This is a genomic window from Sulfuricurvum sp. PD_MW2 (assembly GCF_002633015.1).
In the GTDB taxonomy this organism is placed as follows: domain Bacteria; phylum Campylobacterota; class Campylobacteria; order Campylobacterales; family Sulfurimonadaceae; genus Sulfuricurvum.
Genome location: NZ_NSIU01000002.1, coordinates 100,539 through 124,383, shown reverse-complemented (window position 1 = coordinate 124,383; position 23,845 = coordinate 100,539). Strand labels below are relative to the sequence as shown.

24 protein-coding genes are annotated in these 23,845 nt (G+C 43.8%); 21 read left to right on the top strand and 3 right to left on the bottom strand.

What is annotated here, in order from left to right; genetic code table 11:
• Position 1 precedes the first annotated feature (1 nt).
• Positions 2 to 448, top strand: a complete 447-nt coding sequence (locus CJD30_RS02530; protein ID WP_294915991.1) for a molybdenum cofactor biosynthesis protein MoaE — start codon at positions 2 to 4, stop codon at positions 446 to 448.
• On the top strand, positions 445 to 1,644 hold the full coding sequence (locus CJD30_RS02525; protein ID WP_294915989.1) for a molybdopterin molybdotransferase MoeA: 1,200 nt from the start codon (positions 445 to 447) through the stop codon (positions 1,642 to 1,644). Before CJD30_RS02530 ends, CJD30_RS02525 begins: the two co-directional genes overlap by 4 nt.
• Positions 1,645 to 1,649: 5 nt before the next feature.
• On the opposite strand, the gene CJD30_RS02520 is transcribed toward CJD30_RS02525, so the two are convergent.
• Positions 1,650 to 2,972 (bottom strand): MFS transporter, encoded by a 1,323-nt coding sequence (locus tag CJD30_RS02520; protein WP_294915987.1) that lies wholly within the window; start codon positions 2,970 to 2,972, stop codon positions 1,650 to 1,652.
• Between the two features lie 100 nt (positions 2,973 to 3,072).
• On the opposite strand from CJD30_RS02520, the gene rdgB reads away from it, so the two are divergent.
• Positions 3,073 to 3,699 (top strand): RdgB/HAM1 family non-canonical purine NTP pyrophosphatase, encoded by a 627-nt coding sequence (gene rdgB, locus CJD30_RS02515; RefSeq protein WP_294915985.1) that lies wholly within the window; start codon positions 3,073 to 3,075, stop codon positions 3,697 to 3,699.
• Here the strand turns inward: rdgB and CJD30_RS02510 are convergent.
• A complete protein-coding gene (locus CJD30_RS02510; RefSeq protein ID WP_294915983.1) occupies positions 3,672 to 4,451 on the bottom strand; it encodes an undecaprenyl-diphosphate phosphatase in 780 nt (259 codons plus the stop codon). The genes rdgB and CJD30_RS02510 overlap by 28 nt on opposite strands.
• A gap of 113 nt (positions 4,452 to 4,564) precedes the next feature.
• Here CJD30_RS02510 and CJD30_RS02505 point away from each other — a divergent pair, with 113 nt between their 5' ends.
• The 18 genes from CJD30_RS02505 (at position 4,565) to rpsI (ending at position 21,710) form a co-directional block, all read left to right on the top strand.
• Positions 4,565 to 5,671 carry an aminotransferase class V-fold PLP-dependent enzyme gene (locus CJD30_RS02505; protein WP_294915981.1) on the top strand — a complete coding sequence of 369 codons (1,107 nt, stop codon included), beginning with the start codon at positions 4,565 to 4,567 and terminating at the stop codon, positions 5,669 to 5,671.
• Positions 5,672 to 5,675: 4 nt separating this feature from the next.
• Positions 5,676 to 6,521 (top strand): ATP phosphoribosyltransferase regulatory subunit, encoded by an 846-nt coding sequence (locus tag CJD30_RS02500; protein WP_294915979.1) that lies wholly within the window; start codon positions 5,676 to 5,678, stop codon positions 6,519 to 6,521.
• 17 nt (positions 6,522 to 6,538) lie between these two features.
• A complete protein-coding gene (locus tag CJD30_RS02495) occupies positions 6,539 to 7,786 on the top strand; it encodes an adenylosuccinate synthase (RefSeq protein ID WP_294915977.1) in 1,248 nt (415 codons plus the stop codon).
• Between the two features lie 15 nt (positions 7,787 to 7,801).
• Positions 7,802 to 8,224, top strand: a complete 423-nt coding sequence (locus CJD30_RS02490) for a flagellar export protein FliJ (protein WP_294915975.1) — start codon at positions 7,802 to 7,804, stop codon at positions 8,222 to 8,224.
• The gene (locus CJD30_RS02485; RefSeq protein ID WP_294915973.1) at positions 8,221 to 8,748 is read left to right on the top strand and encodes a PDP protein; all 528 of its coding nucleotides are present in this window, start codon (positions 8,221 to 8,223) and stop codon (positions 8,746 to 8,748) included. Before CJD30_RS02490 ends, CJD30_RS02485 begins: the two co-directional genes overlap by 4 nt.
• A 72-nt stretch (positions 8,749 to 8,820) precedes the next feature.
• Positions 8,821 to 9,372 (top strand): DUF507 family protein, encoded by a 552-nt coding sequence (locus CJD30_RS02480; protein WP_294915971.1) that lies wholly within the window; start codon positions 8,821 to 8,823, stop codon positions 9,370 to 9,372.
• Positions 9,372 to 10,502: a glutamine-hydrolyzing carbamoyl-phosphate synthase small subunit gene (carA, locus tag CJD30_RS02475; protein ID WP_294915969.1), complete on the top strand. Its 1,131-nt coding sequence runs from the start codon at positions 9,372 to 9,374 to the stop codon at positions 10,500 to 10,502. The genes CJD30_RS02480 and carA overlap by 1 nt, the downstream gene beginning before the upstream one ends.
• 291 nt (positions 10,503 to 10,793) lie before the next feature.
• The gene (gene ccoN, locus CJD30_RS02470) at positions 10,794 to 12,275 is read left to right on the top strand and encodes a cytochrome-c oxidase, cbb3-type subunit I (protein ID WP_294915967.1); all 1,482 of its coding nucleotides are present in this window, start codon (positions 10,794 to 10,796) and stop codon (positions 12,273 to 12,275) included.
• A 14-nt stretch (positions 12,276 to 12,289) separates the two neighbouring features.
• Positions 12,290 to 12,982, top strand: coding sequence for a cytochrome-c oxidase, cbb3-type subunit II (gene ccoO, locus CJD30_RS02465; protein ID WP_294915965.1), 693 nt, complete (start codon positions 12,290 to 12,292; stop codon positions 12,980 to 12,982).
• Between the two features lie 10 nt (positions 12,983 to 12,992).
• Complete coding sequence (locus CJD30_RS02460) at positions 12,993 to 13,196, top strand: cytochrome c oxidase, cbb3-type, CcoQ subunit (RefSeq protein ID WP_294915963.1); 204 nt, start codon at positions 12,993 to 12,995, stop codon at positions 13,194 to 13,196.
• Between the two features lie 11 nt (positions 13,197 to 13,207).
• Positions 13,208 to 14,125, top strand: a complete 918-nt coding sequence (locus CJD30_RS02455; protein WP_294915961.1) for a c-type cytochrome — start codon at positions 13,208 to 13,210, stop codon at positions 14,123 to 14,125.
• An 11-nt stretch (positions 14,126 to 14,136) separates the two neighbouring features.
• On the top strand, positions 14,137 to 14,343 hold the full coding sequence (locus CJD30_RS02450; RefSeq protein ID WP_294915959.1) for a DUF4006 family protein: 207 nt from the start codon (positions 14,137 to 14,139) through the stop codon (positions 14,341 to 14,343).
• 121 nt (positions 14,344 to 14,464) lie between these two features.
• Positions 14,465 to 15,160 (top strand): 3-dehydroquinate dehydratase, encoded by a 696-nt coding sequence (locus tag CJD30_RS02445; RefSeq protein ID WP_294915957.1) that lies wholly within the window; start codon positions 14,465 to 14,467, stop codon positions 15,158 to 15,160.
• Positions 15,160 to 15,666, top strand: a complete 507-nt coding sequence (locus CJD30_RS02440; RefSeq protein WP_294915955.1) for a FixH family protein — start codon at positions 15,160 to 15,162, stop codon at positions 15,664 to 15,666. Before CJD30_RS02445 ends, CJD30_RS02440 begins: the two co-directional genes overlap by 1 nt.
• A 109-nt stretch (positions 15,667 to 15,775) precedes the next feature.
• The gene (locus CJD30_RS02435; protein ID WP_294915953.1) at positions 15,776 to 18,115 is read left to right on the top strand and encodes a PD-(D/E)XK nuclease family protein; all 2,340 of its coding nucleotides are present in this window, start codon (positions 15,776 to 15,778) and stop codon (positions 18,113 to 18,115) included.
• Complete coding sequence (locus CJD30_RS02430; RefSeq protein WP_294915951.1) at positions 18,105 to 20,807, top strand: RecB-like helicase; 2,703 nt, start codon at positions 18,105 to 18,107, stop codon at positions 20,805 to 20,807. The genes CJD30_RS02435 and CJD30_RS02430 overlap by 11 nt, the downstream gene beginning before the upstream one ends.
• An 81-nt stretch (positions 20,808 to 20,888) precedes the next feature.
• A complete protein-coding gene (gene rplM, locus CJD30_RS02425; RefSeq protein ID WP_294915949.1) occupies positions 20,889 to 21,311 on the top strand; it encodes a 50S ribosomal protein L13 in 423 nt (140 codons plus the stop codon).
• Between the two features lie 9 nt (positions 21,312 to 21,320).
• Positions 21,321 to 21,710 (top strand): 30S ribosomal protein S9, encoded by a 390-nt coding sequence (rpsI, locus tag CJD30_RS02420; RefSeq protein ID WP_294915947.1) that lies wholly within the window; start codon positions 21,321 to 21,323, stop codon positions 21,708 to 21,710.
• A gap of 151 nt (positions 21,711 to 21,861) precedes the next feature.
• Here the strand turns inward: rpsI and CJD30_RS02415 are convergent, their stop codons facing one another.
• Positions 21,862 to 23,766 (bottom strand): LTA synthase family protein, encoded by a 1,905-nt coding sequence (locus CJD30_RS02415; protein WP_294915945.1) that lies wholly within the window; start codon positions 23,764 to 23,766, stop codon positions 21,862 to 21,864.
• Between the last annotated feature and the right edge of the window lie 79 nt (positions 23,767 to 23,845).

Genomic DNA, 23,845 nt, shown 5'->3' with positions numbered 1-23,845 from the left:
TATGTTGGAGCTTTATGAGGGAGCATTGAATGTTCCTGAGATTATAACCCGATGGTATGCTGAGGAAGCGGAATATAACTACGGTGCGTATATCCCTTTTATCGGAACGGTACGTGAAGAAGATGGTATCGAGGGGCTTAGTTTTGATGTGTATGAACCAATTTTGAATGGATGGTTTGAAACATGGCAGGCAAAAGCGGAATCTCTTGGTGCGAAACTCAAAATGGCTCATAGTCGGGGCGATGTATTGGTTCATGAAAGCTCGTACATTGCGGCAGTATTTTCTCCGAAGCGACGTGTGGCATTGGAGACGATTGAAAAATTTGTCGAGGATTTCAAAGCATCTGCTCCGATTTGGAAATATGATCTCAGACATGGTGAACGTCTCTATGCACGTGATCGTTCGACTGCGATAAGCGGTGCAGGAATCTTGGGAGCAAAACGATGATTTCCTATGAGACCTCTCAGAACATGATTAGTCTGCTTAGTGTCGGAGGATTGCGAAGTGAGCGGATTTTTCTCTCATCTGCATTGGGGCGAATTTTAGCGGAAGATATCATTGCCGATAGTGACTATCCTAGTCATCCTACCTCTGCAATGGATGGCTATGCTATTCTCCATCGAGATCAAGGTGAGTTTGATTCTTTTGAAATTTTGGGAGACAATCCTGCCGGTGCCGATGAGATCGGCGGTGTGATGAGCGGTGCGTGTATCAAAACTTTTACGGGATCGCGTATGCCTCAGGGATCGGATACATTGATTCCGATCGAAAATGTACGTGTCGAAGGATCCGAGATTGTGATTGAGAAATCGGTTCCTCATGGATTCGCTGTTCGTCCTGTAGGTGAAAGCTATCGCAAAGGGGAAGTATTAATTCCTCGCGGAACCAAGATTGGCTTTGCCGAAATCGGTGTATTGGCGGGGATCAACCGTGTCATGATTCGTGTCGCACTACGTCCTCGTGTTGCTGTTATTGCCACCGGAAGTGAAATACTCGATATCGGAGAAGAGTCACGCCACGCGGGACAGATTCGCAGTTCTAACAGCTATACCCTCCAAGCGCTTGTCGATGCGCTCGGCGGCGAAAGTGTTCAGATGGGGATCGTCGGAGATGACAAAACGGCCATTATGGAGCGTTTCGAAGAGGCGATTAGTTCCTGTGACATCGTTGTGAGTACAGGGGGGGTGAGTGTAGGCGATTACGATTTTGTCAAACATATCGTCCCGCGCCTCGGTGCCGAAGTGATCTTCAAAGGGGTGAATATCAAGCCGGGGCAGCACGTCATGGTAGCTCAGAGAGGATCAAAATTTATCGTCTCATTACCGGGGTTTGCTTACTCGTCGACCGTCACCTTTATCCTCTATGCAGCACCGCTGATAGCTCGGATGTTGGGGGTTGAGAACCCGTATGAAGTGATCGAAGCCACGCTAAAAGTTCCGTTTGCCAAACGTTCGAATAAAAGTGAATTTACTGCCTGTAATCTTACCTTTGAAGAGGGACGCTATTGGGTCGATTTTGATGGGAAAAAGACGGGAAGCTCCGCCATTTTGACCAATCTACTCGGAAATGCGGGACTCATGATCTGTGGTGAAGAGGATGGAAATTTGGAAGCGGGAACACTTGTTAGAGTTATAAAACTCTAACAAACTTATTTGACGATCTTAGCTTTGATCGCTTCTTCTTCGATCAACTCTTTGCGGTATTTGACTGCAACGATTTGTTCGGTTTCATTGATAAACCACTCTGCAATATGCTCATGTTCTAAAGCGTTTAATTTTTCCATATCCACTTGATCGACAGCAATATAAAGATGGGCATAGCGATGAGGATTTTGCATTTTAAATGTCCATAAGAGCCACAATGTACTGATGATGATCAATGCGACAGTGAACACTTCACGGCTTGAGTATTGGAGTGCGATCCCAGCTGCTGCACCACCCACAAACGTCATAAAATAGGCAAAGCCGTTGGCGATACCGAGCGCTGCACCTTTTTGGTGTACTTTTGCGTATTTGCTGATCATGGATTGCACCAACGGTTCCATCATGTTAAACGCCATGAAAAAGCTCACTACGCCGATGATAAATTCCCATCCTTTGGTTGCAAAGCCCATCAATGTGAAAGAGACGATGAACAGTACGATCGAGATGAGGAAAATCTCGCGCGGTTTGTTGTATTTCTCACCGAATACCGCCGCTGGTCCCATTGCCAAAAGCCCCATTATCATTGCGGGGATAAATGCTTGCCAGAGATCTTTTTTGTCCCATAAAAATCCGTATTCCGGTTTGATCAAAAAGATCGGGATAAGGACAAATGAAACAGTCATAAGCCCCTTTTGCATTCCGTTGGTGATAATCATACTAAGGAGATTCGGATCTTTGAGAATATCTTTGGTGGTAGTCGTTGAATGGTAGATGTGACGAATACGCGGAGGATTCGGGACATTGGTGAAGAGGACGACCATGGATAGGATCGACAAGACGGCAGCAATCCAAAAGAGTGACGAAAATCCAAATCCGGCGGCAATAACCGGCCCTAATGCCATCGCCGCGGCGAAACTGATCGCAATGGTTCCCCCCATAAGTGCCATCGCTTTGCCGCGTGATTCTTCATTGACCAAATCACTGATCATTGCCGGAATGACGGCACCGATTGCACCGGCTCCCTGTAAAAATCTTCCTGCCATCAACATATAAATATCGGTACTTACTGCGCAGATGATCGAACCGACCAAGAAAATCACAAGTCCTAGAAGCAGTGTCGGTTTGCGACCGATTTTATCGCTCATGATCCCAAAGGGAACTTGAAAAATAGCTTGGGTCAGAGCATATCCTCCAACGATTATCCCGATGAGTAAGGGAGTGGCTCCTTCGAGACCCAAAGCATACGCCGAGAGAACCGGAAGGACGAGAAAAAGACCAAAAAATCGGAGCGATAGAATCGCGGAGAGGGGGAGAACCGTTTTAAACACCGTGCAACCTTAGATACGTTAAAATTTTCAGTATTATATTACACCCTTAGATGAAACGTCGGGTAAACGTTGAACGTTAAAGTCTATTGTAAGGAAAACAATGAAAATCGTTTTGGCAACATCAAACAAAGGGAAAGTTCGGGAGATTATTGAACTTTTGCACGATAGAGAGGTATTTCCCTATACCGATTTGATAGAGGGATTTGAAATCGTTGAAGACGGCGATACCTTCAAAGCCAATGCGCTCATCAAAGCGCGCGCGGTGTATGCCGCCCTCGGAGATGACAATGCGATTGTTGTTGCTGATGATAGCGGTATCAGTGTCGATGCATTGAACGGTGCTCCAGGGATTTATAGCGCTCGCTATGCAGGTGAGGGGGCGAATGATAGGGACAATTTACTCAAATTGGTAAATGCGCTCAAAGAAAAAGGGTTGAATGTCTCACCTGCTCACTATACCGCCGCGATTGCGATTGTCTCGCGGGAAGGGGAGAGCTGTGTGCACGGATGGATGTACGGTGATGTGATTACCGAACTTCGAGGTGAGAACGGTTTTGGATACGATCCAAGCTTTATTCCGAGTGGTTTTGAACACACGTTAGGTGAGTTGGATAACGATGTGAAAAAAGGGTTGTCGCATCGCTCCAAAGCGTTGGAATTGGCAAAAATTTTGATCGATCAGATTAAGTTTTTACGCTCTCACGCCGGAAGCGATGCCACAAAATAAAAGAAAATAACCCCGACGATAATTCGATAAATTGCAAACGGCACGAAGGTGTGGCGGCTCACAAACCCAACAAACGCTTTGACGGTGGCAAACGCAAAGACAAACGCGGTGATAAAAGCGACGATGAGCATCGACCAATCATCCACGACAAGCTCATGGCGGTGTTTGATCAGATCGTATGCGGTGGCAATGAACATCGTCGGGATGGCAAGCAAGAAAGAAAACTCCGCCGCACTTTTGCGGTTGAGCCCCATAAACAATCCCCCAATCAGGGTGGCACCCGATCGGCTGGTTCCCGGAACCATTGAGAGGCTTTGAAAAAAGCCGATAGTCAAGGCTTCTTTGATGGTTAGCTCACTGAGATCTTTTCCCTCATCGATTGCTTTATCTCGGCGAAAATACTCGATAATCAGAAACACAATTCCTCCGGCGATCAGCATGATACTCACCGTTTCGACCCCGAAAAGGGCTTTGATATGTTTGTAAAATAAAAATCCGAGTATTCCAGTCGGAAGAAAAGCGACTGAGAGTTTGATCCATAGTGATTTATCGCGTATAAGGTCTTTGGCGTATAAAAACAAAACAGCGAGAATACTCCCCAGCTGAATAGAGACTTCAAATGCTTTATGTGCAGCGGTTTGTTCTAATCCTAAAAGCTGTGAAGCCAAGATGAGGTGCCCGGTCGAAGAGATGGGCAAAAACTCGGTCACTCCTTCCAAAGCGCCCAAAATCAGCGAATCAAATAATGTCATCAGTACTCTTTTTAGTGGAATTCTAACACATGATTATTAACCTTAAACCTCCCCTAACCTCACATAGGGTAAAATGCGCGGATTTATGACACTTTCCCTCAAGGAATTTTTGAATGTTACTTTTTACCCCTGGACCAACTCCGGTACCTGAGTCCGTACGTATCGCTATGGCCGGTGAGACATTGCATCACCGTACACCGGAATTTGAAGCGATTTTTGAGCGAACACGCGCATTGCTATTCGAACTTCTCGGTATGGATGAGGTATTGATGCTTGCATCCTCTGGAACCGGAGCGATGGAAGGGGCCGTGATCAATTTGGCTCACTCAAAACTTCTTTCAATCAACTCGGGAAAATTCGGTGAGCGTTTTGGAAAAATCGCTGTTGCACACGGGATTGCCAATGTTGAGATTAAACACGAGTGGGATACTCCGGCGAGCGTTGAAGAAGTTCAAACCGCGTTGAATGCCAACCCGGATATCGATGCCATTGCAATCCAAATCTGTGAGAGTGCGGGCGGTTTGCGTCACAGTGTTGAAGCAATTGCAGCGGCAGTCAAAGCGCATAATCCATCGATTATGGTGATTGCGGACGGTATCACCGCGGTAGGTGTTGAGAAGATTGATGTTACCAATATCGACTGTCTGATCTCAGGAAGCCAAAAAGCGTTGATGCTCCCTCCAGGGCTTGCTATCATGGGACTTTCTAACGCGGCTATCGAGAAAATCGGCAGCGGTAAAGGGTATTATTTCAATCTGGCAACCGAGATTAAAAATCAACGCAAAAATACAACGGCATGGACAGCAGCAACAACACTTATCATAGGGTTGGAGAGTGTTCTTAACCGAATTAAAGCTGAGGGTGGTCTGGAAAAACTCTACGCCGATACCGCACGCCGTGCACGAGCGACTCGCGAAGCGATGGTGGCAATCGGTCTTTCTATTTATCCGACCAATCCTGCGGATTCGATGACAACGATCGGTGATGCTCAGGCAAAAGAGATTCGCTCCCTCCTCAAAAAAGAGTTTGGTTCTAACGTTGCGGGCGGACAAGATCACATCAAAGATTCTATTTTCCGTATCAATCATATGGGTCTTATCGAAGTGTATGAGGCTGCATGGGTGATCAACGGTGTAGAACTCGCATTGGCAAAACTCAGACGACGGGCGTATGACGGAACGGCAAGCCGTGTATTCAATACCGTCTATTTCGGACTCTAATCCTATGGTATTTGAACACGAAATTCCTGAAGGTTCAAAGCTCTACTTTGCCGCAACGGCAAAGACCAAGCGGCTTATCGAAACCAAAGCAAGTACCCTTTTGGATGAAGCGGGATTCGAAGAGATTTTAACCCCTTTGTTTTCGTATCATCAACACATGAGTATTTGCGATCAGCGTGAATTGATTCGGGTCAACGACAGTGAAAATCATCCTATCAGCCTTCGTGCAGATTCGACGATCGACGTGGTACGTATCCTCAATAAACGCCTTGGCGGAAATACGGAACACAAAAAATGGTTCTACATCCAACCGGTGTACCGCTATCCGGCGGATGAGCAGTATCAAATCGGCGTAGAGATTATCGACGAGCCGAATTTATCGGTTGCTCTGGTGCAAGCGACACGGATTTTGAATGTTTTGGAGATTACTCCGCTGTTACAAATCTCAAATATCAATATTCCGCGCATTTTGAGCGAGATGTTGGATCTTACATTGGATGATTTTCGCCATGTGAATATTGAGAAGCTTTTGTCTCTCAAAATTGACTGGCTAACCCGTTTGGTCTATATGCAGCATGCCGATGAGGTCGATGCAGTAGCAAAGATCGTCCCTGATGCGCTCAAGCCTGAATTGTTAAAAATAAAAGAGCTTTGTATCGGATTGGAATACCCAAATGTTGTGATAGCACCACTGTATTACGCTAAAATGCTCTATTATGATGAGTTGTTTTTCCGTGTCATTGAAAACAATGACGTGTACGCCATGGGCGGACGCTACAAAAGTGATGAGACCGTTTCGGTTGGTTTTGCGATTTACACTGATGCGTTGATTGACGCATTACACCAATAACTAAAATAGGAATATTTATGAAAGCAGATTTGATTGTCGGTATCCAGTGGGGAGACGAAGGGAAAGGGAAAATCGTCGATTTGCTCGCCCAAAAATACGACTGTGTTGCCCGTTATCAGGGTGGACACAATGCCGGGCATACCATTGTTGTTGATGGTAAAACACATGCTTTGCACTTGATTCCATCCGGAATTTTGAATCCAAAAGCGATCAATATCATCGGTAATGGTGTTGTTGTTTCTCCTGAAGCATTGATCAAAGAGATGAAACAGTTTGAGAACCTTTTGGGACGTTTGTTTGTCTCTGAATCAGCGCACATGATTTTGGGTTTCCATATCTTGATTGATCAAGCCAAAGAGAAACTTCGTGGTGAAAAAGCGATCGGTACTACAGGACGGGGTATCGGACCGGCTTATAGTGAAAAAATTGCTCGTGCAGGATTTCGTCTTGGTGAGCTTCGTGATGTCCATACGCTTTCTACCCGTGTAATCGAGTATTTTGAGCAAAATAAAGCCATTTTTGAGGCATTGGATATTGCTTTACCAAGTCGTGAAGAGTTGATTACAGAGTTAAGCGGATATGCTGAAAAATTAGTTCCGTTTTTGGCAAATACAACACAGATGGCATGGAAATTGATGGATGAGGACAAAAAAATTCTTCTTGAAGGTGCTCAAGGTACGATGCTTGATATCGATCATGGTACCTATCCATATGTAACCAGTTCATCAACCATTTCAGCCGGTGCATGTACCGGTTTGGGTGTGAATCCAAAAGACATCGGAAAAGTAACGGGAATTGTCAAAGCATACTGCACCCGTGTCGGAAACGGTCCCTTCCCGACGGAAGATCATGGTGAAGTAGGTGAGCGTCTTCGTAAAGTAGGCCATGAATTTGGAACGTCTACAGGTCGTCCTCGTCGATGTGGATGGTTTGATGCGGTAGCATGCCGTTATGCGAGCCGTTTGAACGGATGTGATGACCTCTCTATTATGAAACTCGACGTACTTGACGGTTTCGATGAAATCCAAGTGTGCGTTGCGTATGAAGTGAACGGGGAAGTGATCGATTATTTGCCGCTTGATTTGGAAAATGTCAAACCGGTTTATAAAACATTCCCGGGATGGGATAAAACCGAAGGTGTTCGCCGCTTTGAAGATCTTCCTGCAACAGCGCAAGAGTATCTTCGTGCTCTCGAAGAGTTGACACAAACCAAAATCGGTATGATCTCTACTTCTCCGGATCGAAACGATACTATTATCTTGTAATCAAGAGGAGACGCTATGGCAAAGTCGCGCTATGAGCCTTTGGTTAAACTCAAAAAGAAGGCTCTCGACACGGCGGAGCGTTCGCTTATAGCTGCAAATAATGCTCTCTCTTCTGCTACCGACAAACTAAGCCATGCCTACGATGAACTTTCACAAATGAGTTTGCCGACCCATGGGAATGTCGGTGAATTTACCCAAGCTACTGCAATGATTCATGCACAACACCAAACGATAGAAAGATGTCGGCTTACTCTCTTAAGTGCACAGCACCAGCAGCACCAAATGCGAGAGCGGTTCAAAGCGGCGATGATCGACTTTGAAAAGTTCAAATATTTGGAAGTACAAGAGATGAACGCCGCATTAAAACATCTCAAAAGGCAAGAGGAAAAAATGCTTGATGAGATTGGTACTATGACCTACAAAAAAGAGATACTATGAAAAAAATCGCTCTACTACCCCTTGTGATACTTGGTTCACTCTACGGTGCTCCGGCAACGAAATCCTATGAATGTACAAAAATCTTTGAAGACCGCAAAAATGAACTTTTAGTAGAGCTCGAGCGCATTGATGAGCAAAAACAGTCGCTTGATTCGCTCAAACGGGCAACGGAAGACTTATTACGGAAAAAAGAGGCGATGGTTCAGGGAAAAGATCAAAAAGTGGATCAAAAATTGAATGAAATCAAAGCCAAAGAGGCTTCGGTAAAAAAAATGCTGGATGAAAATAAAAAAGTATTGGATGAAATCAAGCAGCTCAAATCGGATAAAGTCTCTCAAACCTTTGCAAAAATGAAACCTGCCGCATCGGCACAAATCCTTTCGCAAATGTCAGCATCGGATGCCTCAGAGATTATGAGCACCCTTAACAGCAAAGTCGTAGGGCAAATTTTAGCGAAGATGGATCCGAAAAAAGGGTCTGAAATTACCGATAAATTGCGCAAGATTCCCGAGCAGACTAAATAAACTCCCATATTCTCTAAGCGATTTGAGAGGTATTTTAGGCTAAAATGCAAAAAATTTCACTCAGGGCTGGCAATGAAGGTTTCACTGACACACGTACCCCATATCGCGACGCGAATCGCTGTCGAACTTGGCCGCAGCGGATTGGTCACAATGACCAAAGGGCTTGAAAGCACCGCCAAAGAGGCTGAAAAAGTGTTGATCGCCAACATCAAACGAGAGATGGCTCTCGAAGAAAAAGTCAAAGAGATCGTCAATGCCAATGAAGATAAAATCGATTTTTATCTTGCCGATGAGCGTCAGCTTTTCTTTATGATCAAAAAGAAATTGGCACCGGAATTTGGTGTTGTCCTCTCCTATGAAGATCGATACTCCGATATTGCACACCAGATTTTGGATGAACTTTATGAAGAAGATTTGATTAATTACGATGTGAGTGAAAATCGTATCAAAAATATCATCTATGATGCGATTACCGGTTCTATTGCCGACTCTAGCGAAATCGAATCTGCAGTCTTCCAAAAGATTAAAAGTTATAAACGCAATCTGATTCCGGGTACGGATGAATACGAGATTGTGTATGAGAAATTGTACAAAGACGAATTGCTACGACGGGGGATGGCATAATGTTACGCGATGCATGGATTTATCTCGAAAACGGCACCTATTTGTGTGCCAAAAGTTTTGGTGCCGATACAACGGCGGTGGGTGAAATCGTTTTCAATACCTCTATGAGCGGGTATCAAGAGATTATTACCGATCCGTCATACGCAGGACAATTCGTTACGTTCACAATGCCTGAAATCGGTAACGTGGGCGTAAATGCCGAAGATATGGAGAGCACAAAAGCTCACTGTAAAGGGATTATTGTTCGTCAATATCAAAAAGAGCATTCAAATTTTCGTGCAGAAGAGGCACTGCATACATTTTTAGAACAATACGGCATTATCGGTATTTGTGATATTGATACCCGCTACATCACTAAAATGCTCCGAACCGAGGGGGCGATGATGATGATCGCTTCAACAAAAGTTTCTGATAAAGATGAACTTAAAAAAATGCTGGAAAACTCTCCGCGTATCGAAGAGATCAACTATATCGAAGAGGTGAGTACAAAGAGCGCCTATACCCACAGAAATGGAATTTATGATCCATTTAACTTCCGTTACAACGATGCACCTGCACCGAAAGCACGTATCGCGGCAATCGATTTCGGGGTAAAACGCAATATTCTCAATGAACTGACCGAAGCGGGATTGGAAGTCGAAGTTCTTCCAAATACGTTCAGCGCGGATGAGTTGATTGAGCGTTACGATGCCAAAGAGATTGACGGTGTTTTCCTCTCCAACGGTCCGGGAGATCCACTAGTCCTTAAACGGGAACAAGAGGAGATCAAAAAATTGATCGCACGTAAAATTCCGTTGTTTGGTATTTGTTTAGGACATCAACTCCTTAGTATCGCTCACGGATACGATACCCATAAACTTAAATTCGGTCATCATGGCGGAAATCATCCGGTAAAAAATGTCAAAACCGGTATGGTTGAAATCACGGCACAAAACCACAATTATAATGTTCCTGAATCGGTACGTGAAATTGCGGAAGTGACTCACGTGAATTTATTTGACAACACAATTGAAGGTCTGCGCTATAACAGCGGACATGTTTTTTCTGTTCAGCATCACCCTGAATCTAGTCCAGGGCCAAAAGAGAGCCGTTACATCTTCAGCGAATTTCTTCAACTTCTCCAGCGTTAATCAAAAATCGCTTTGGGTGTTCCAAAGCGATTTTAAATCTATAGTTGATATTTATGTGTTACTTTTTTACCCCTAATTCTGTAAATAAACTTAAAATAATCGTTAAGTTTTCAAATGATGAAAAACATTTAATAATTTAAGATTCCTCAAATACTCCGGTTGCTATCATTAGAGTGTCTAATAGCCTACTTTTGTTACAAAAGTGTTAAGGGCATCTTTGATTTCACACTATTGCGAAGTCAAAGGTGCCCTAATAGGCTCTTATGCTTTGAATCTTTAAGGAGGTCGTAAATGGAGAATCGTCCATTGGAGTATGATTACACGGTTGCTAAGTGGTTTATGCTTGTAACTGTTGTTCTCGGTATTGTCGGGATGCTTGTCGGCGTTATTTTGGCGTGGCAAATGGCGTTTCCAGGTGTCAATTTAATGCTAGGAGAAGGGTTGGCAGAATATACCAATTTCAGCCGTCTTCGTCCGTTGCATACTGACTCAGTAATTTTCGGATTTACCCTTAGCGGTATTTGGGCGACATGGTATTATGTCGGTCAACGTGTCTTGAAAGTGTCTATGGCAGAATCAAAATTCTTGATGTTCCTTGCTAAATTGCACTTTTTCGTATATCTTTTGGTTGTAGTTGCTGTTGTCGGGACATTGTTGCTCGGTATCTCAACCGGTAAAGAATATGCGGATTTTGAATGGCCAATCGATATCGCTGTTGTAGTGGTATGGGTACTTTGGGGTATGGGATTGTTCGGTTTGATCGGTATTCGCCGTGAAAAATCACTGTACATCTCTATCTGGTATTACATTGCTACATTCCTTGGTATCGCTATGTTGTATCTTTTCAACAACATGGAAATTCCTACATATTTTGCTTCTGGCGGAATCGGTAACTGGTATCACTCTGTTTCTATGTATTCAGGGACCAATGATGCTCTTGTTCAATGGTGGTATGGACACAACGCGGTTGCGTTCGGATTTACAGTACCTATCGTTGCAATGATCTACTACTTCCTTCCAAAAGAATCAGGACAAGCAGTATATTCATATAAATTGTCTCTTCTTGCGTTCTGGGGATTGATGTTTGTTTACCTATGGGCAGGCGGACACCACTTGATCTACTCTACAGTACCGGATTGGATGCAAACAATGGGTTCTGTATTCTCGGTTGTATTGATCCTTCCATCATGGGGTTCTGCGATCAACATGCTTTTGACCATGAAGGGTGAATGGCAACAAGTAGCGGCAAGTCCGTTGATCAAATTCATGATCTTGGCTTCAACGTTCTACATGTTCTCAACTCTTGAAGGTCCGATCCAAGCGATTAAATCAGTTAATGCTTTGGCTCACTTTACAGACTGGATCGTTGGTCACGTACATGACGGTGTTCTTGGATGGGTTGCATTCATGATTATGGCTGCATTGTTCCATATGGCTCCACGTGTATACAAACGCGAAATCTATTCTAAATCATTGATGAATACTCAATTCTGGGTACAAACTCTTGGTGTTGTCTTGTATTTCACATCTATGTGGATTGCAGGTATTACACAAGGTATGATGTGGCGTGCACACGATGAGTTCGGTAACCTTGCTTACTCATTCATCGATACTGTTGCTGTATTGCACCCATATTTCACAATCCGCGCGGTTGGTGGTACGTTGTATCTCGTAGGTATGTTCTTGTTCGCGTACAATATGTACAAAACAATGACAAGTGCTCGCCGTGTTGAAGAGAGTGAACTTCAAAACGCATCGCCAATGGGCGCATAATAAGGAGGGGAAAAATGTTTCACTGGTTAGAAAAACACCCGTTCTTTTTCGCGGTAGCGGTGTTCGTAACAATTGCGTTTGCAGGTCTTATTGAGATTTTGCCAAACTTTGCACAAGCATCTCAACCGGTTGTAGGGACAAAACCTTACAGCACGTTGGAACTTGCTGGTCGCCACATTTATATTTCAAACAACTGTATGGGATGTCACTCTCAGTTGGTTCGTCCGTTTAAATCAGAGACTGACCGTTATGGTCACTACTCATTGAGCGGTGAATATGCGTATGATCGTCCATTCCTTTGGGGATCAAAACGTACTGGTCCGGATTTGATGCGTGTAGGAAACTACCGTACAACGGATTGGCATGAAAACCACATGAAAGATCCTGCTGCTGTTGTTCCAGGTTCAATCATGCCGGCATATCGCTGGATGTTCAAAAAATCTGCAGACATCGATACTGCGTATGCAGAACAAGTTACAGTTAATAAAGTGTTCAAAACACCTTATAACACTGAAATCCCGATGGCTGACGGTACGAAAGCTACTGTAAAATTGGGTGCTACATTGGATGAAGCAAAAGCAGACGCTTTGGAAGAAGCAAAAGCAATTGCAGCAGATATGAAAGACCAAGATGTTAAAGATGCGGTTGCAGCGGGTAATATCCCTGAAATCGTTGCGATTATCGCATATCTTAACAGCTTAAAATAAGGATGTGAGCGTGGATATTGGTACACTTCAAGCGTATGCCTACTTTGGGTTTACAGCGTTCTTGGTGGTGGTGTTGTATTCGTACATCTATCACCTTTACAGTGCGCAGAAAAAGGGGACACGCGATTACGAAAAGTACGGAAATATCGCGCTGAATGACGAGATCACCGATCAGCCGATCGAGGCGATCTCGAAAAACGATGAGATAAAATAGAAGGAGCCATAATGAATAAGTTAATGGTATTCGGTGTTGTCTTCGTACTCGCATTGCTTGGCCTTACATGGGTTATTGCCGGCGGACAAGTAGGTGATGATATCGTCAACAAATTGGCGATGCTCGGGGCAGTCGCAACGGCAACGATTGCGATTTTTGTAGCATTGAAATATATCCGTCAAATGCAAACGGATAAAGCAGGTGGTAAACTTGCAGATGAAAATTGGGACGGAATCGGAGAATATAAAAACGAACTTCCTTTTGGATGGGCGATTATTTTCCTTGGTCTTGTAATTTGGGCTATCTGGTATTTCCTTGCAGGGTATCCTGTGAATTCATATTCACAAATCGGTGAATACAATGAAGCGGTTGCTGAACACGATGCAAAATTCGAAGCGCAATACGCAAATATGGATGATGCAACTCTTAAAGAGATGGGTCAATCAGTGTTTATCGTACAATGTGCTCCATGTCACGGTCTTCAAGCAGACGGTATCGATGGTAAAGCTGCGAACTTGAACAAACGTTTGGATGAGAAATCAGTTAAACATGTTGTTCAAAACGGCTCTAACAACCAACTTCTCGGTATGGAAATGCCTATGCCGGATCGTAACGGTTTGATGAATGCTAACACAGGTGCATTGATCACTGACGCTGAGATCGACGCAGTAGCTAAATATGTTGCTGGTGGAATGAAAGGTACTGAAGGTGCTGACGTATTTGCTGGTACATGTGCTTCATGTCACGGTGCAGATGGTAAAGGTACAGATATGGTTGCTCCAAACATCGCTGAATTCAATCCAACGCTTATTGCGAACGTAATGAAACACGGTAAAAAAGGTGCAATCGGTCAAATGCCGGCATTCAACAACTTGACGCCAGCTCAAGTTAAAGCGCTTGGTGCTTATATCACCAGCCTAAGCAAATAAGGAGAGTCATAATGGAAAATCGTAGTATTTTTGCATTGGACGGGATCACAGGAATGTTGATCGCTACTGTATTGCTTCTTTCAATCCTTGCAGGTCTAACTGTATGGGGATTGGGTGTACAACAAGGCAGTGCAAATAATTTTTACCAAATCGAAAATGAAAAAGACATCAAAATGTTCAGCACAGAAAATGCTGCTCATCGTGTCAACGTTCAATAAGGAGTTTTAGATGGCAAGTATCATGGATAAACTCATCACAATCACATTGGTGATTTCTGCAGCGGTAACGTTGTGGGCGGTTGTAACACCGAATCACCTATACGTCGGTTAAGGGTAGCGTTTGTTACTCTCGCGAGGGCTCGCGGCCCTCACCCTCATACTAGTATTTTCTCTTTCTCTCAATGCGGAATATTTATATAAAGATGATGTTGTCAACAATCCGAAATTTGCAGAGCAAATTAATGCGATCGGTACGGAGCTAAAAGCAAAGACCGGAGTTTCACTTCACTTGGTCATGGTTCGAGATTTGGATCATAATCAAAGTATTGCGGATTTTGAAAAGCAAATCGTTGCTGAAATTGGTGAACCTTCAGTAATTATGACTTTTGTAGAGCTACAGAAGCAAGTGGATATCTTAGCTCGTCCCGTCACTTTATATGAGCATTTTAACAAAGCACAAATTCTTAGTCCAAATGCAACCTTTATGGGATCCGTTGTGAGTGCTATCATGTTTGCACGCAGTTATGATGAAGCCAAAGAATTGATTGCCAACCGTGGAGGAACTGTTTTACCGATTTTGGCAGAAAAAACCAAAGGGAACGAAACGGTTCAAAAATATTCTGTTGCAATGTATAACGGCTACAGCGATACAGCGGATCAAATAGCTGCCAGCTATGGAGTCACATTAAGCTCATCTGCGGGTAGCGGAAGCCAAAACTTCATTGATATATTGCGATTACTTTTTTACGGTATCATAGCGTACGCACTTCTCAGGTATGTGTATGGACGCTATTTTCGAGCTAAAAAGGACAATTAATGTTTAAAAACCCCGGTACAAAATGGCCTATTATTATTGCAGTAGCAACACTCATTGTGATAGGATTTGGTATCGTGACAATCAAAACGGCGATTAATAATCCAGTCGAAATGTCAGATTACGGAATGCAAGGGTATCACGCCTACGATAACGATGCAAATGATATTATCAATGCCAAGATTGCGTTTGATAAAAAATATGCAGTGGCATTAGTAACTTCGCAAATTCTTGAAAACAACACGACTTTGATTTATCAGGTAACGGATAAAAAGGGAAATCCGGTTAATGACGCAAAGATTGAAGCTGTTTTAACCCGTCCGTATACGACGAAAGAAGATGTCAATCTATCGAATCCTACGGTTAACAACGGACAATACACATTTGCTTCCGTCTCTCTTCCAAAACCGGGACGATGGGATATTTTGGCGAAAATTTCTGTAGGAGCCGATCAACGCTACTACAACATAAAAGCTGATACTCGTAATACTAAGACCTCTGAATTCTAATTTTTAGATTACCTCTTCCCCTTTAGGGGAAATACCCTACAATACTTTTTATCTTGAGAAATTTTTCATTTTCTACTCAAACGCCTATGATAAAAACAATAGAGGTTTTATGAATAAAGAGTGTATCGTATATCCAACATCTCGTTGTATCCGTGAGGCAGTTCTAGAATCGACGGATAGCTTTATGCCGAACATGATGAGCATGGGGGAGTTTCTATCGCGCGCATACGTTGCAACAGGAAAGATTGTACCGGATGAGGATTTGCGTCTTTTGGCGATGCATGAAGCCAGTGATTTTTCTGCATTCAACGCATTGAATATTGAACGAAATTTTTTCACATTTATTCAAAACTCCGAGTATCTTTTCCGTTTTTTTGAAGAGCTTTCGAGCGAACAGGTAAGCATTGAGAAGCTTCAAGCCGTAGATGTATACGGTGAGTACGAAGAGCATATAACGATTCTCAAACGGCTGCGTGAGCGCTACGCTGAAATATGCCTTCGTGAAGGGTGGGCGGATCGAATCTTCAAGGATGATTTCATGATCCTGCAACATGATTTTCTCCAAAATTTTGAAAAAATAACGATTGTCGTCGAAGGGTATCTCAGCCGACATGAAATTGCGCTTCTCAAAGGCTGTGCTGAATATGTAGAAATGCTCCTGCTTTATAATACAACCCCTTATAATCGTAAAATGACGGCACGCTTCGAGGAGATGGGATTTGAACTCAAAGAGGGGATGGCGTACCGATTGTCTTTGAGTACACTGGGGATTATCGAGGAAGAAACTCTTTGTTTCAATAAAAATATAACGTGTGAACTGTTTCCGTCGCGTTTAGCACAAATCGGGTTTATCAAGGCGTCTGTCGAAACATTTGTCCGCCAAGGGATTGCTCCTGAAAAAATAGCGGTTATTCTTCCTGATGAAGAGGCAGCAGAGATGCTCAAAGTATTTGATAGCGAAGAAAACTTCAACTTTGCGATGGGAGAGCCGTTTTCAGAGAGTGCAGTGTATCGAGATTGGGAGAGTGTTACACTGTTTTTGGAAGAACCCAGTGTACTCAACCGGGAGCGGATCCGTAATATAAAACATGAAGTTCTTGAGTGGTTCAAGGTGCACTACAGAGAAAAATTTATTTTTTCTCAGCTTGATGAACTGCTACAATTTTGGGACAACGAGGATGAATCCATTGGTGTGGTTCGAGAAGAGATAGAGCATTTTCGCCATCTTAGCCATGCGCTTGAGCAGATGGAGTTTAAAGCGGTATGGCGAATTTTCATGAACCGTTTACGCCAGCGGCGTATTGACGATGTCCGCGGGGGAAAAATAACAGTGATGGGGCTGTTGGAGACGCGCGGTGTCGCATTTGACGGAGTTATTGTTATCGATTTCAACGAAGGGTATGTACCGCATAAGAGTGAAAAAGATCTCTTCTTAAACACAAAAACGCGTGAATATGCTGGATTGCCGAGTGCGCAGGATCGAGAATCACTTCAAAAACATTACTACTCCGTCCTTTTTAATCGAGCGCAAAAGGTGGCGATCGGATGTGTCCAAAACGCCGAATCGGTGCCGTCTCGATTTTTGCTTCAGTTGGGGATTAAAAGTGTTCCGGCACGTTATCGCTATGAAGAGGTGTTGTTTACTCCACCGTGTTTTAATGAACGCCATGTCGAAATGTACGAGAGTGAATACGATTTTACGGCACATCCCCTCTCTGCAAGCGGAATCAAAACGTTTTTGAACTGCAAAAGAGCATTTTACTATCGCTATATCGCTCATATAGGTGAGCATGAACTGCCACGGGATCTCTCTGAGGAGAGAGATATCGGTAATGAGCTTCACAGTACGTTGGAAAAAGTCTATTCACTTTGTAATAGTTATGAGAGTGCGGATGAGATCAAAGCAGCGATTACTACGCATTGGGAGGGGAGAAAATCGGATGATCCTCTTGAGAGGTATATGAAACGGTTATGGATTGATAAGCTCGAACATTTTTGCCGTTTGGAAGAGTCCAGATTTAAGGAAGGTTCAAAAGTACTCTTTACCGAAAAAGAAGGGAGTGTCACTGTTGAGGGAATCCGTTTGGTCGGACGGATTGATCGGATCGATGAAAAAGAGGGACACTTAGAAGTGATTGATTACAAAAGCGGAAAGTATCCTGAGACGACTGCCCAACCCAAAGAGAGTGATGTTGATTATCAGTTGAGCGTCTATGCCCTTTTAGCCGAAGAATTTGGAAGAGTAGAGCGATGCGGCTATTATGATTTGGGAAAAGGGGAGATTAAATTTGAGCATTATTTAGAGGACAAAGTGGCTAAATTACGCGAAATTTTATCATTCATGGCCTCCCAAAAGAGATGGAATTGGGAGATGTGTGAGGATATGAGCCGATGCCGAATCTGTCCGTATACCTATCTGTGTCATCGGGAGGTGATGCGTGGAATTTGAACCGTTTTTAGCGTATGAGGCGAGTGCAGGGAGCGGCAAAACCTTTAACCTCGTTGTCCGTTATCTGAGTTTGCTATTTATGGGAGAAAATCCCTCTTCAATAGTGGCATTGACGTTTACCAACAAAGCGGCGAATGAGATGCTGGAGCGGATTATTCAAACTTTAGAAGAGCTTCCGACTCGCAGCGAACTACCTCAAATCGCACGCCTTTGCGGGATGAGTGAAGAGGCAGTATTGGAGCAACGAAAAAAAGTGCTTTCGCGCTTTCTCCGTTCTGATGTACAAATTGCCACCTTGGATAAATTTTTTGGTCGGATACTGCGCAAATTTGCGTTGAATGCGGGGGTGATGCCGACGTTTAAAACGGTGCAAAGTCATCATGAGATCGCTCTGCTGGAGCGGTTTCTGAACGAAGTGGAAGTGTCGAATGCTTCGAATGCTCTGGTACATTTGTCAATACTCAGCGATAAGCGGTTGAGCGATCTGTTTGGGCTTTTAAGCGCCCTTTACTCAAAATACAAAGAGATCGATCTGGAATCGTATGCGGGGATGACTCCTCCTGAAGACTCAAGTCTTCATGCGTTTGAATTGGCTCAGGAACTTTCAGCATTGGTCCTCTCCAAACCGATCAGCGACCGTGCCCGTAAAACCATGCAGTTTGAGAGTTATGAGGAGCTATTGGAGAAAACATGGCTTTTTAAACCGAGCATGGAGTATTGGGATTTTAAAAAGAGTTATGAGCCGCGTATGGATGAATTGCTTCATGCGATACAAAACGCACTAGCCTCAACCATGCGCAGACGTGAGATTTTGTATTTCAAAGAACTTTTTAGTGTACTGAAACTCTACATCAAATCCCGCCAATCACTCGCCATGCAGACCAATGCACTGAGCTTTGATGATATCACCCTCAACGTGCATACACTGTTACGTGAAAAACTGGAGAGCGATTTTCTCTACTTTCGGCTCGATTCGCGTCTCAAACATCTTCTCCTTGATGAGTTCCAAGATACGAGTGTCATACAGTTTGATATTCTCCGTCCATTGATCGAAGAGATCCGCTCTGGCGTAGGGGTGAATGAGGGGGGAAGTTTCTTTTTCGTCGGCGATGTAAAACAATCGATTTACCGATTTCGGGGCGGAGTAAGCGCACTCTTTCATCAAGTCGCGGAGCTGTTTGATGTGAAAGTGGAACCCCTCAAGGTCAATTATCGATCCAAAAGCGAGATTGTCGATTTTGTCAACAGAGTATTTGAGGGAAAAATAAAAGGGTACACTCCACAGCAAACACCACCAGTCTCCGAAGGGGGATATGTCGAAGTTCTGTGCAGCGATGATTTATTGGTAACCCTCAGTGAAAGGATTGCGACATTAATCGAAGCGGGAGTTGCACCGGAAGAGATCGCTATTTTAACGGCGACGAATAAAGATGGCAGTGCTGTGGAAGAGGCCCTGAGCGAGCGGGGATACGATGTGGTGACAGAAACCACTGCACGCCTTATCTCGCAGAGAAGCGTTCGCGCTATTATCGAGTATCTCCGTTATTGTTATTTCGGTGAGATGATTTACCGATCCAACTGCGCCGCATTGCTGGGAGTGAGCAGTGAAAATATCGAGAGGAGACCTGTTGATGAGGTGATCTCCGCGGTGATTGCATTTGTCAAACAATTTAAAATTGCCGATAAGAGCGCATTGATGTTTATCGAAGCATTACGAAGTTATCGTGATATCGAAGAGGTGGTATTTGAGATTGACAGGTTAGAGAGCACTTCGCCTCAAAGCGATTTGCGCGGAATCCGCATTATGACTGTGCATAAATCTAAAGGGTTAGAGTTTGAGCATGTCATAGTGCTTGATAGATTGGGAAAAGGGCGTAATCATAACGATCCGATTGTTTATGAATATGAGGGGGCAGTACTTCACGGAATGCACTACCGGATTATAAATCGGCAAGCTGTCGATCCGGTGTATGCAAAAGCACTGGAAGCGGAACAAAAAGCGGCAGACGAAGATCAGCTCAATGCATTGTACGTTGCCTTGACTCGTGCTGTACTCTCACTTAGTGTCATCGCAAAAACCAAAAATTCGTGGTTCGATCCATTGGAATTGACCCCTTCGGCATGGGGGAAACTCGAGATTACGCCGCATCAAGTGAAACCTGCTTTGATACAAGAGCCGTTGAACTTTCAAGCGCTTCGATTCGGGCGGCAAGAGGAGAGTACACGATCGATCAAAGAATCGACCCATGATTATGCGGCGGTACAGTTTGGATTGGCATTGCACTATACCTTGGAAATGATGGGAGAGTTTAGTCCTCATTCGCTCTCAAGCGCACTCGAATCGACCCGAAACCGCTACGGCGCCGTTGTGGGTTCCGGAGCGATTCAAGAGATTGAAAAAAGGGTAGGGTGTCTGATTGGAGATAAGCAATTTTGTACCTTGATAGCAGGTCAGTATTACAAAGAACAGATGGTTCGTCACAACGGAAATATCGGAGTGATCGATTTGTTGGTACAACATAACGATGGATGGATTATCATCGATTACAAAAGCGGACGAGAAGAGGAAGAAAAACATCGTGAGCAGATCGGTCGCTATGCCGATGCGATTCGCACACTCAAAGGCGGGAATGTCCAGGGATATTTATGCTATCTGATAGAAGACAGGGTTGAATGGGTTAAGTGCTTATAAAAAACTTAATTTCAGTAAAATATAAGATTAAATGGGTACAATTGCGCCACTATTTATAGAGACTTTAAAAGGAGACTCAAGATGAAATTTACTAAAATTGCTTCACCTGAGCAAATCGAACGTAAATGGGTTTTGATCGATGCGGAAGGGAAAACATTCGGTCGTATTATGACTGATGTTGCTGCTCGTCTACGCGGAAAAGATAAACCTTACTTTACGCCAAACATTGACTGCGGTGATTTTGTTGTTATTATCAACGCGTCAAAAGCGGTTATCAACGGTAACGGGAAAACTGCTACTAAAACATATCACCGCCACACAGGTTACTTCGGTAACGTTAAAAGCGAAAAATTTACAGAACTTTTGGCTACTAACCCAGAAAAAGTTTTCAAACTTGCAGCTCGCGGTATGCTTCCTAAAACAAAATTGGGTCGCGCGATGTTGAAAAAACTCAAAGTCTATGCAGGTGCTGAACATCCACACTCTGCGCAGATCGCTAAGTAAGGATAAATAATGGCAAAAACGTATGCAACCGGCAGAAGAAAAACTTCGATCGCTAAAGTATGGCTTGCTCCGGGTACAGGTAAAATCACTGTAAACGGTCTTTCACTCGACGCATGGTTGGGTGGTCTTGAAGCAAAAAAATTGCGTGTTACTCAACCGCTTTCTTTGACTAAACAAGATACATCAGTAGATATCAACGCAACAACATTGGGCGGTGGTTTCTCTGGACAATCTGATGCACTTCGTCATGGTATTTCACGTGCTCTCTGTGCGTTCGATCCATCATTCCGTGCTATCTTGAAACCGTTTGGAATGCTCACTCGTGATTCACGTGTTGTTGAGCGTAAAAAACCGGGTAAACGCAAAGCGCGCCGTTCTCCACAATTCTCAAAACGTTAATCGTTTTGTTCTTCTCCTGTGTGGGGAAGAAACCCTCTTTACGCTTCTTATTTTTTCAATCATGTTATTTTTATTCTATTGAGATTCGTACATTATTCCAGCTGCGTGTATTATCGAAGTCGTATCGGTTTATTCAATTGAATCGAATAGCTTATTGAGCTACCCGAAATAACTTCTTATTGTACATATCGTCCATCACCGTAATAAAAGCCAATGTATCACGTTCGAGCTCTTTGTCATGCGGAGCCGCTTTGAGATGTTCGTTTTCATAAATAAATGTCAAAGGCTCTTTGTTGGGCTGAAGAATTGCGACCTTATTATGATCACGAAGCGCGAAGGTATCGTTGAACATCATAAATGAGGTCTCTTTTTTTGCATCACTGAAAATCGAGTGACCCAAAACAGGATAGGTGAGATTGACACCGATGAGATCGAGGGCTGTTGCCAAGACATCCGGCTGAGTAGAAAGAGTATCGAATTTTTGAGGTTTGATGCCGTCACTGATGATGAGCGCCGGGATATGGAACATATTGACCGGAACGAGATCGTCGCCGTATACGCGGACATTGTGATCGGCGACAACAACAAAGACGGTATCTTTATAGTAAGACTCTTTCTTGGCCAGTTCAAAAAGTCTTCCGATAGCAAAGTCGGCATACTTAACCGCATTCTCTACCCCTTTTTTCGGTTTTCCGGGGATAAAATCGATTTTTCCTTCCGGCAGTTCAAATGGGGAGTGGTTCGAAGAAGAGAACATAACGCTGACAAATTTCTCTCCCCTCGCGGCATGGGCTTTAAACTTTTCATTCGCTTTGATCACCAAATCTTCATCGCTCACCCCCCACGTGCTGACAAATGTAGGGTTTGTGTAGTCTTTTTGTTCGATCACTTCATCAAAACCATTCCCCATGTACCAGCTGCGCATATTATCAAAGCGCCCCTCTCCTCCGTAGATAAAGCTTGATTTATACCCAAGTGGCTTGAGAAGTGATGCGACGGTGAAAAAATCGCTTTGGGATTTATTCCGTTTGACGACCTCTTCTCCGGCAACGGGAAGCCAACCTGAGGTTAGGGCAGAAAGGCCGCGAATAGAGCGGGTACCATTGCTGAAAAGGTTGGTAAAGGCGATCCCCTCATGGGAGAGTTTTTCCATATTCGGAGTGATCGAAGCATCGCCACCACTGAACCCGACAAATTGTGCTCCCATCGACTCTTGGATGAAAATCACCAGATTTTTTGGTTTTTTGGCAGGAAAATGGGTTGCTTCCAAGCGATTAAACGGCAATTCTCCCTCACCTTTGAGATTGAGTTTCTCACCTACCCGGCGATAAGCTTCATCCAGTGCCATAGGATGGCCATACGGTTTAATCAGGTTTCCTTCTTTCGTATAACTATAAAACGCATTTCCGATCGAGTAGAGAGAATTTTTAGCAATCTCATTGGCCATACGATTGGTGCTGTAGAGGGCATCGGAGATATTGGCGGGACGATGCCCGAACGAAGAACGGATCCCGATGAAAAGGATTGCGGCTACCAACGGAAATAAAAGAAGCCGTTTCCAAAGTGGTGTTTGGATCGCTTGGACCAAACGAAGCGGAGAGAAACGAAAATAGGCCCATGCGCTCAAAAGTAACATCCCCAATGCGATTGAGAGCTGGAGCGGATACTCTTTGAGAATCATTGAAGAGACCTCTTTGGGGTATTTGAGGTACTCAATAAAGAGATAGTTGGGGCGTACATCGTATTGGGCGACAAACGGAAAGGTGGCATTTTCAACATAAAGGGAGACAAGAAGAAAAAATAGGACATAGCCGCTGAGGAGGCGTCCTACAAATTTTGCCCCTATCTGAGGTGTTATCGAAAGGAGTAATGCAGGAATTACCAGTATGATAGAGACAGCCATTGTATCGAGTTTGAGTCCGTATACAAAAGAGAGTAGTGATTGGGCAAAGCTAATATCGGAGAGTCGGTCAAAATAGAGACCATAAAGAGAGAGCCTTCCTAAAAAAAAGAGGGCAATAAAGAGGAGGTAGATTTTAAAAAGTTCGCGTAGCATCGATAAATGTTCCTAATAAAAGTGTTTGCGAATTATAGGGTAGAAAGGATAATAAGAGGATTTACGTCCCATTTGGTGT

What these genes read in the sequence shown, in the direction of transcription:
- CJD30_RS02530 (WP_294915991.1), top strand. Translation starts at nt 2, where the DNA reads ATGTTGGAGCTTTATGAGGGAGCATTGAATGTTCCTGAGATTATAACC.
- CJD30_RS02525 (WP_294915989.1), top strand. Translation starts at nt 445, where the DNA reads ATGATTTCCTATGAGACCTCTCAGAACATGATTAGTCTGCTTAGTGTC.
- rdgB (WP_294915985.1), top strand. Translation starts at nt 3,073, where the DNA reads ATGAAAATCGTTTTGGCAACATCAAACAAAGGGAAAGTTCGGGAGATT.
- CJD30_RS02510 (WP_294915983.1), bottom strand. Translation starts at nt 4,451, where the DNA reads ATGACATTATTTGATTCGCTGATTTTGGGCGCTTTGGAAGGAGTGACC.
- CJD30_RS02505 (WP_294915981.1), top strand. Translation starts at nt 4,565, where the DNA reads ATGTTACTTTTTACCCCTGGACCAACTCCGGTACCTGAGTCCGTACGT.
- CJD30_RS02500 (WP_294915979.1), top strand. Translation starts at nt 5,676, where the DNA reads ATGGTATTTGAACACGAAATTCCTGAAGGTTCAAAGCTCTACTTTGCC.
- CJD30_RS02495 (WP_294915977.1), top strand. Translation starts at nt 6,539, where the DNA reads ATGAAAGCAGATTTGATTGTCGGTATCCAGTGGGGAGACGAAGGGAAA.
- CJD30_RS02490 (WP_294915975.1), top strand. Translation starts at nt 7,802, where the DNA reads ATGGCAAAGTCGCGCTATGAGCCTTTGGTTAAACTCAAAAAGAAGGCT.
- CJD30_RS02485 (WP_294915973.1), top strand. Translation starts at nt 8,221, where the DNA reads ATGAAAAAAATCGCTCTACTACCCCTTGTGATACTTGGTTCACTCTAC.
- CJD30_RS02480 (WP_294915971.1), top strand. Translation starts at nt 8,821, where the DNA reads ATGAAGGTTTCACTGACACACGTACCCCATATCGCGACGCGAATCGCT.
- carA (WP_294915969.1), top strand. Translation starts at nt 9,372, where the DNA reads ATGTTACGCGATGCATGGATTTATCTCGAAAACGGCACCTATTTGTGT.
- ccoN (WP_294915967.1), top strand. Translation starts at nt 10,794, where the DNA reads ATGGAGAATCGTCCATTGGAGTATGATTACACGGTTGCTAAGTGGTTT.
- ccoO (WP_294915965.1), top strand. Translation starts at nt 12,290, where the DNA reads ATGTTTCACTGGTTAGAAAAACACCCGTTCTTTTTCGCGGTAGCGGTG.
- CJD30_RS02455 (WP_294915961.1), top strand. Translation starts at nt 13,208, where the DNA reads ATGAATAAGTTAATGGTATTCGGTGTTGTCTTCGTACTCGCATTGCTT.
- CJD30_RS02450 (WP_294915959.1), top strand. Translation starts at nt 14,137, where the DNA reads ATGGAAAATCGTAGTATTTTTGCATTGGACGGGATCACAGGAATGTTG.
- CJD30_RS02440 (WP_294915955.1), top strand. Translation starts at nt 15,160, where the DNA reads ATGTTTAAAAACCCCGGTACAAAATGGCCTATTATTATTGCAGTAGCA.
- CJD30_RS02435 (WP_294915953.1), top strand. Translation starts at nt 15,776, where the DNA reads ATGAATAAAGAGTGTATCGTATATCCAACATCTCGTTGTATCCGTGAG.
- rplM (WP_294915949.1), top strand. Translation starts at nt 20,889, where the DNA reads ATGAAATTTACTAAAATTGCTTCACCTGAGCAAATCGAACGTAAATGG.
- rpsI (WP_294915947.1), top strand. Translation starts at nt 21,321, where the DNA reads ATGGCAAAAACGTATGCAACCGGCAGAAGAAAAACTTCGATCGCTAAA.
- CJD30_RS02415 (WP_294915945.1), bottom strand. Translation starts at nt 23,766, where the DNA reads ATGCTACGCGAACTTTTTAAAATCTACCTCCTCTTTATTGCCCTCTTT.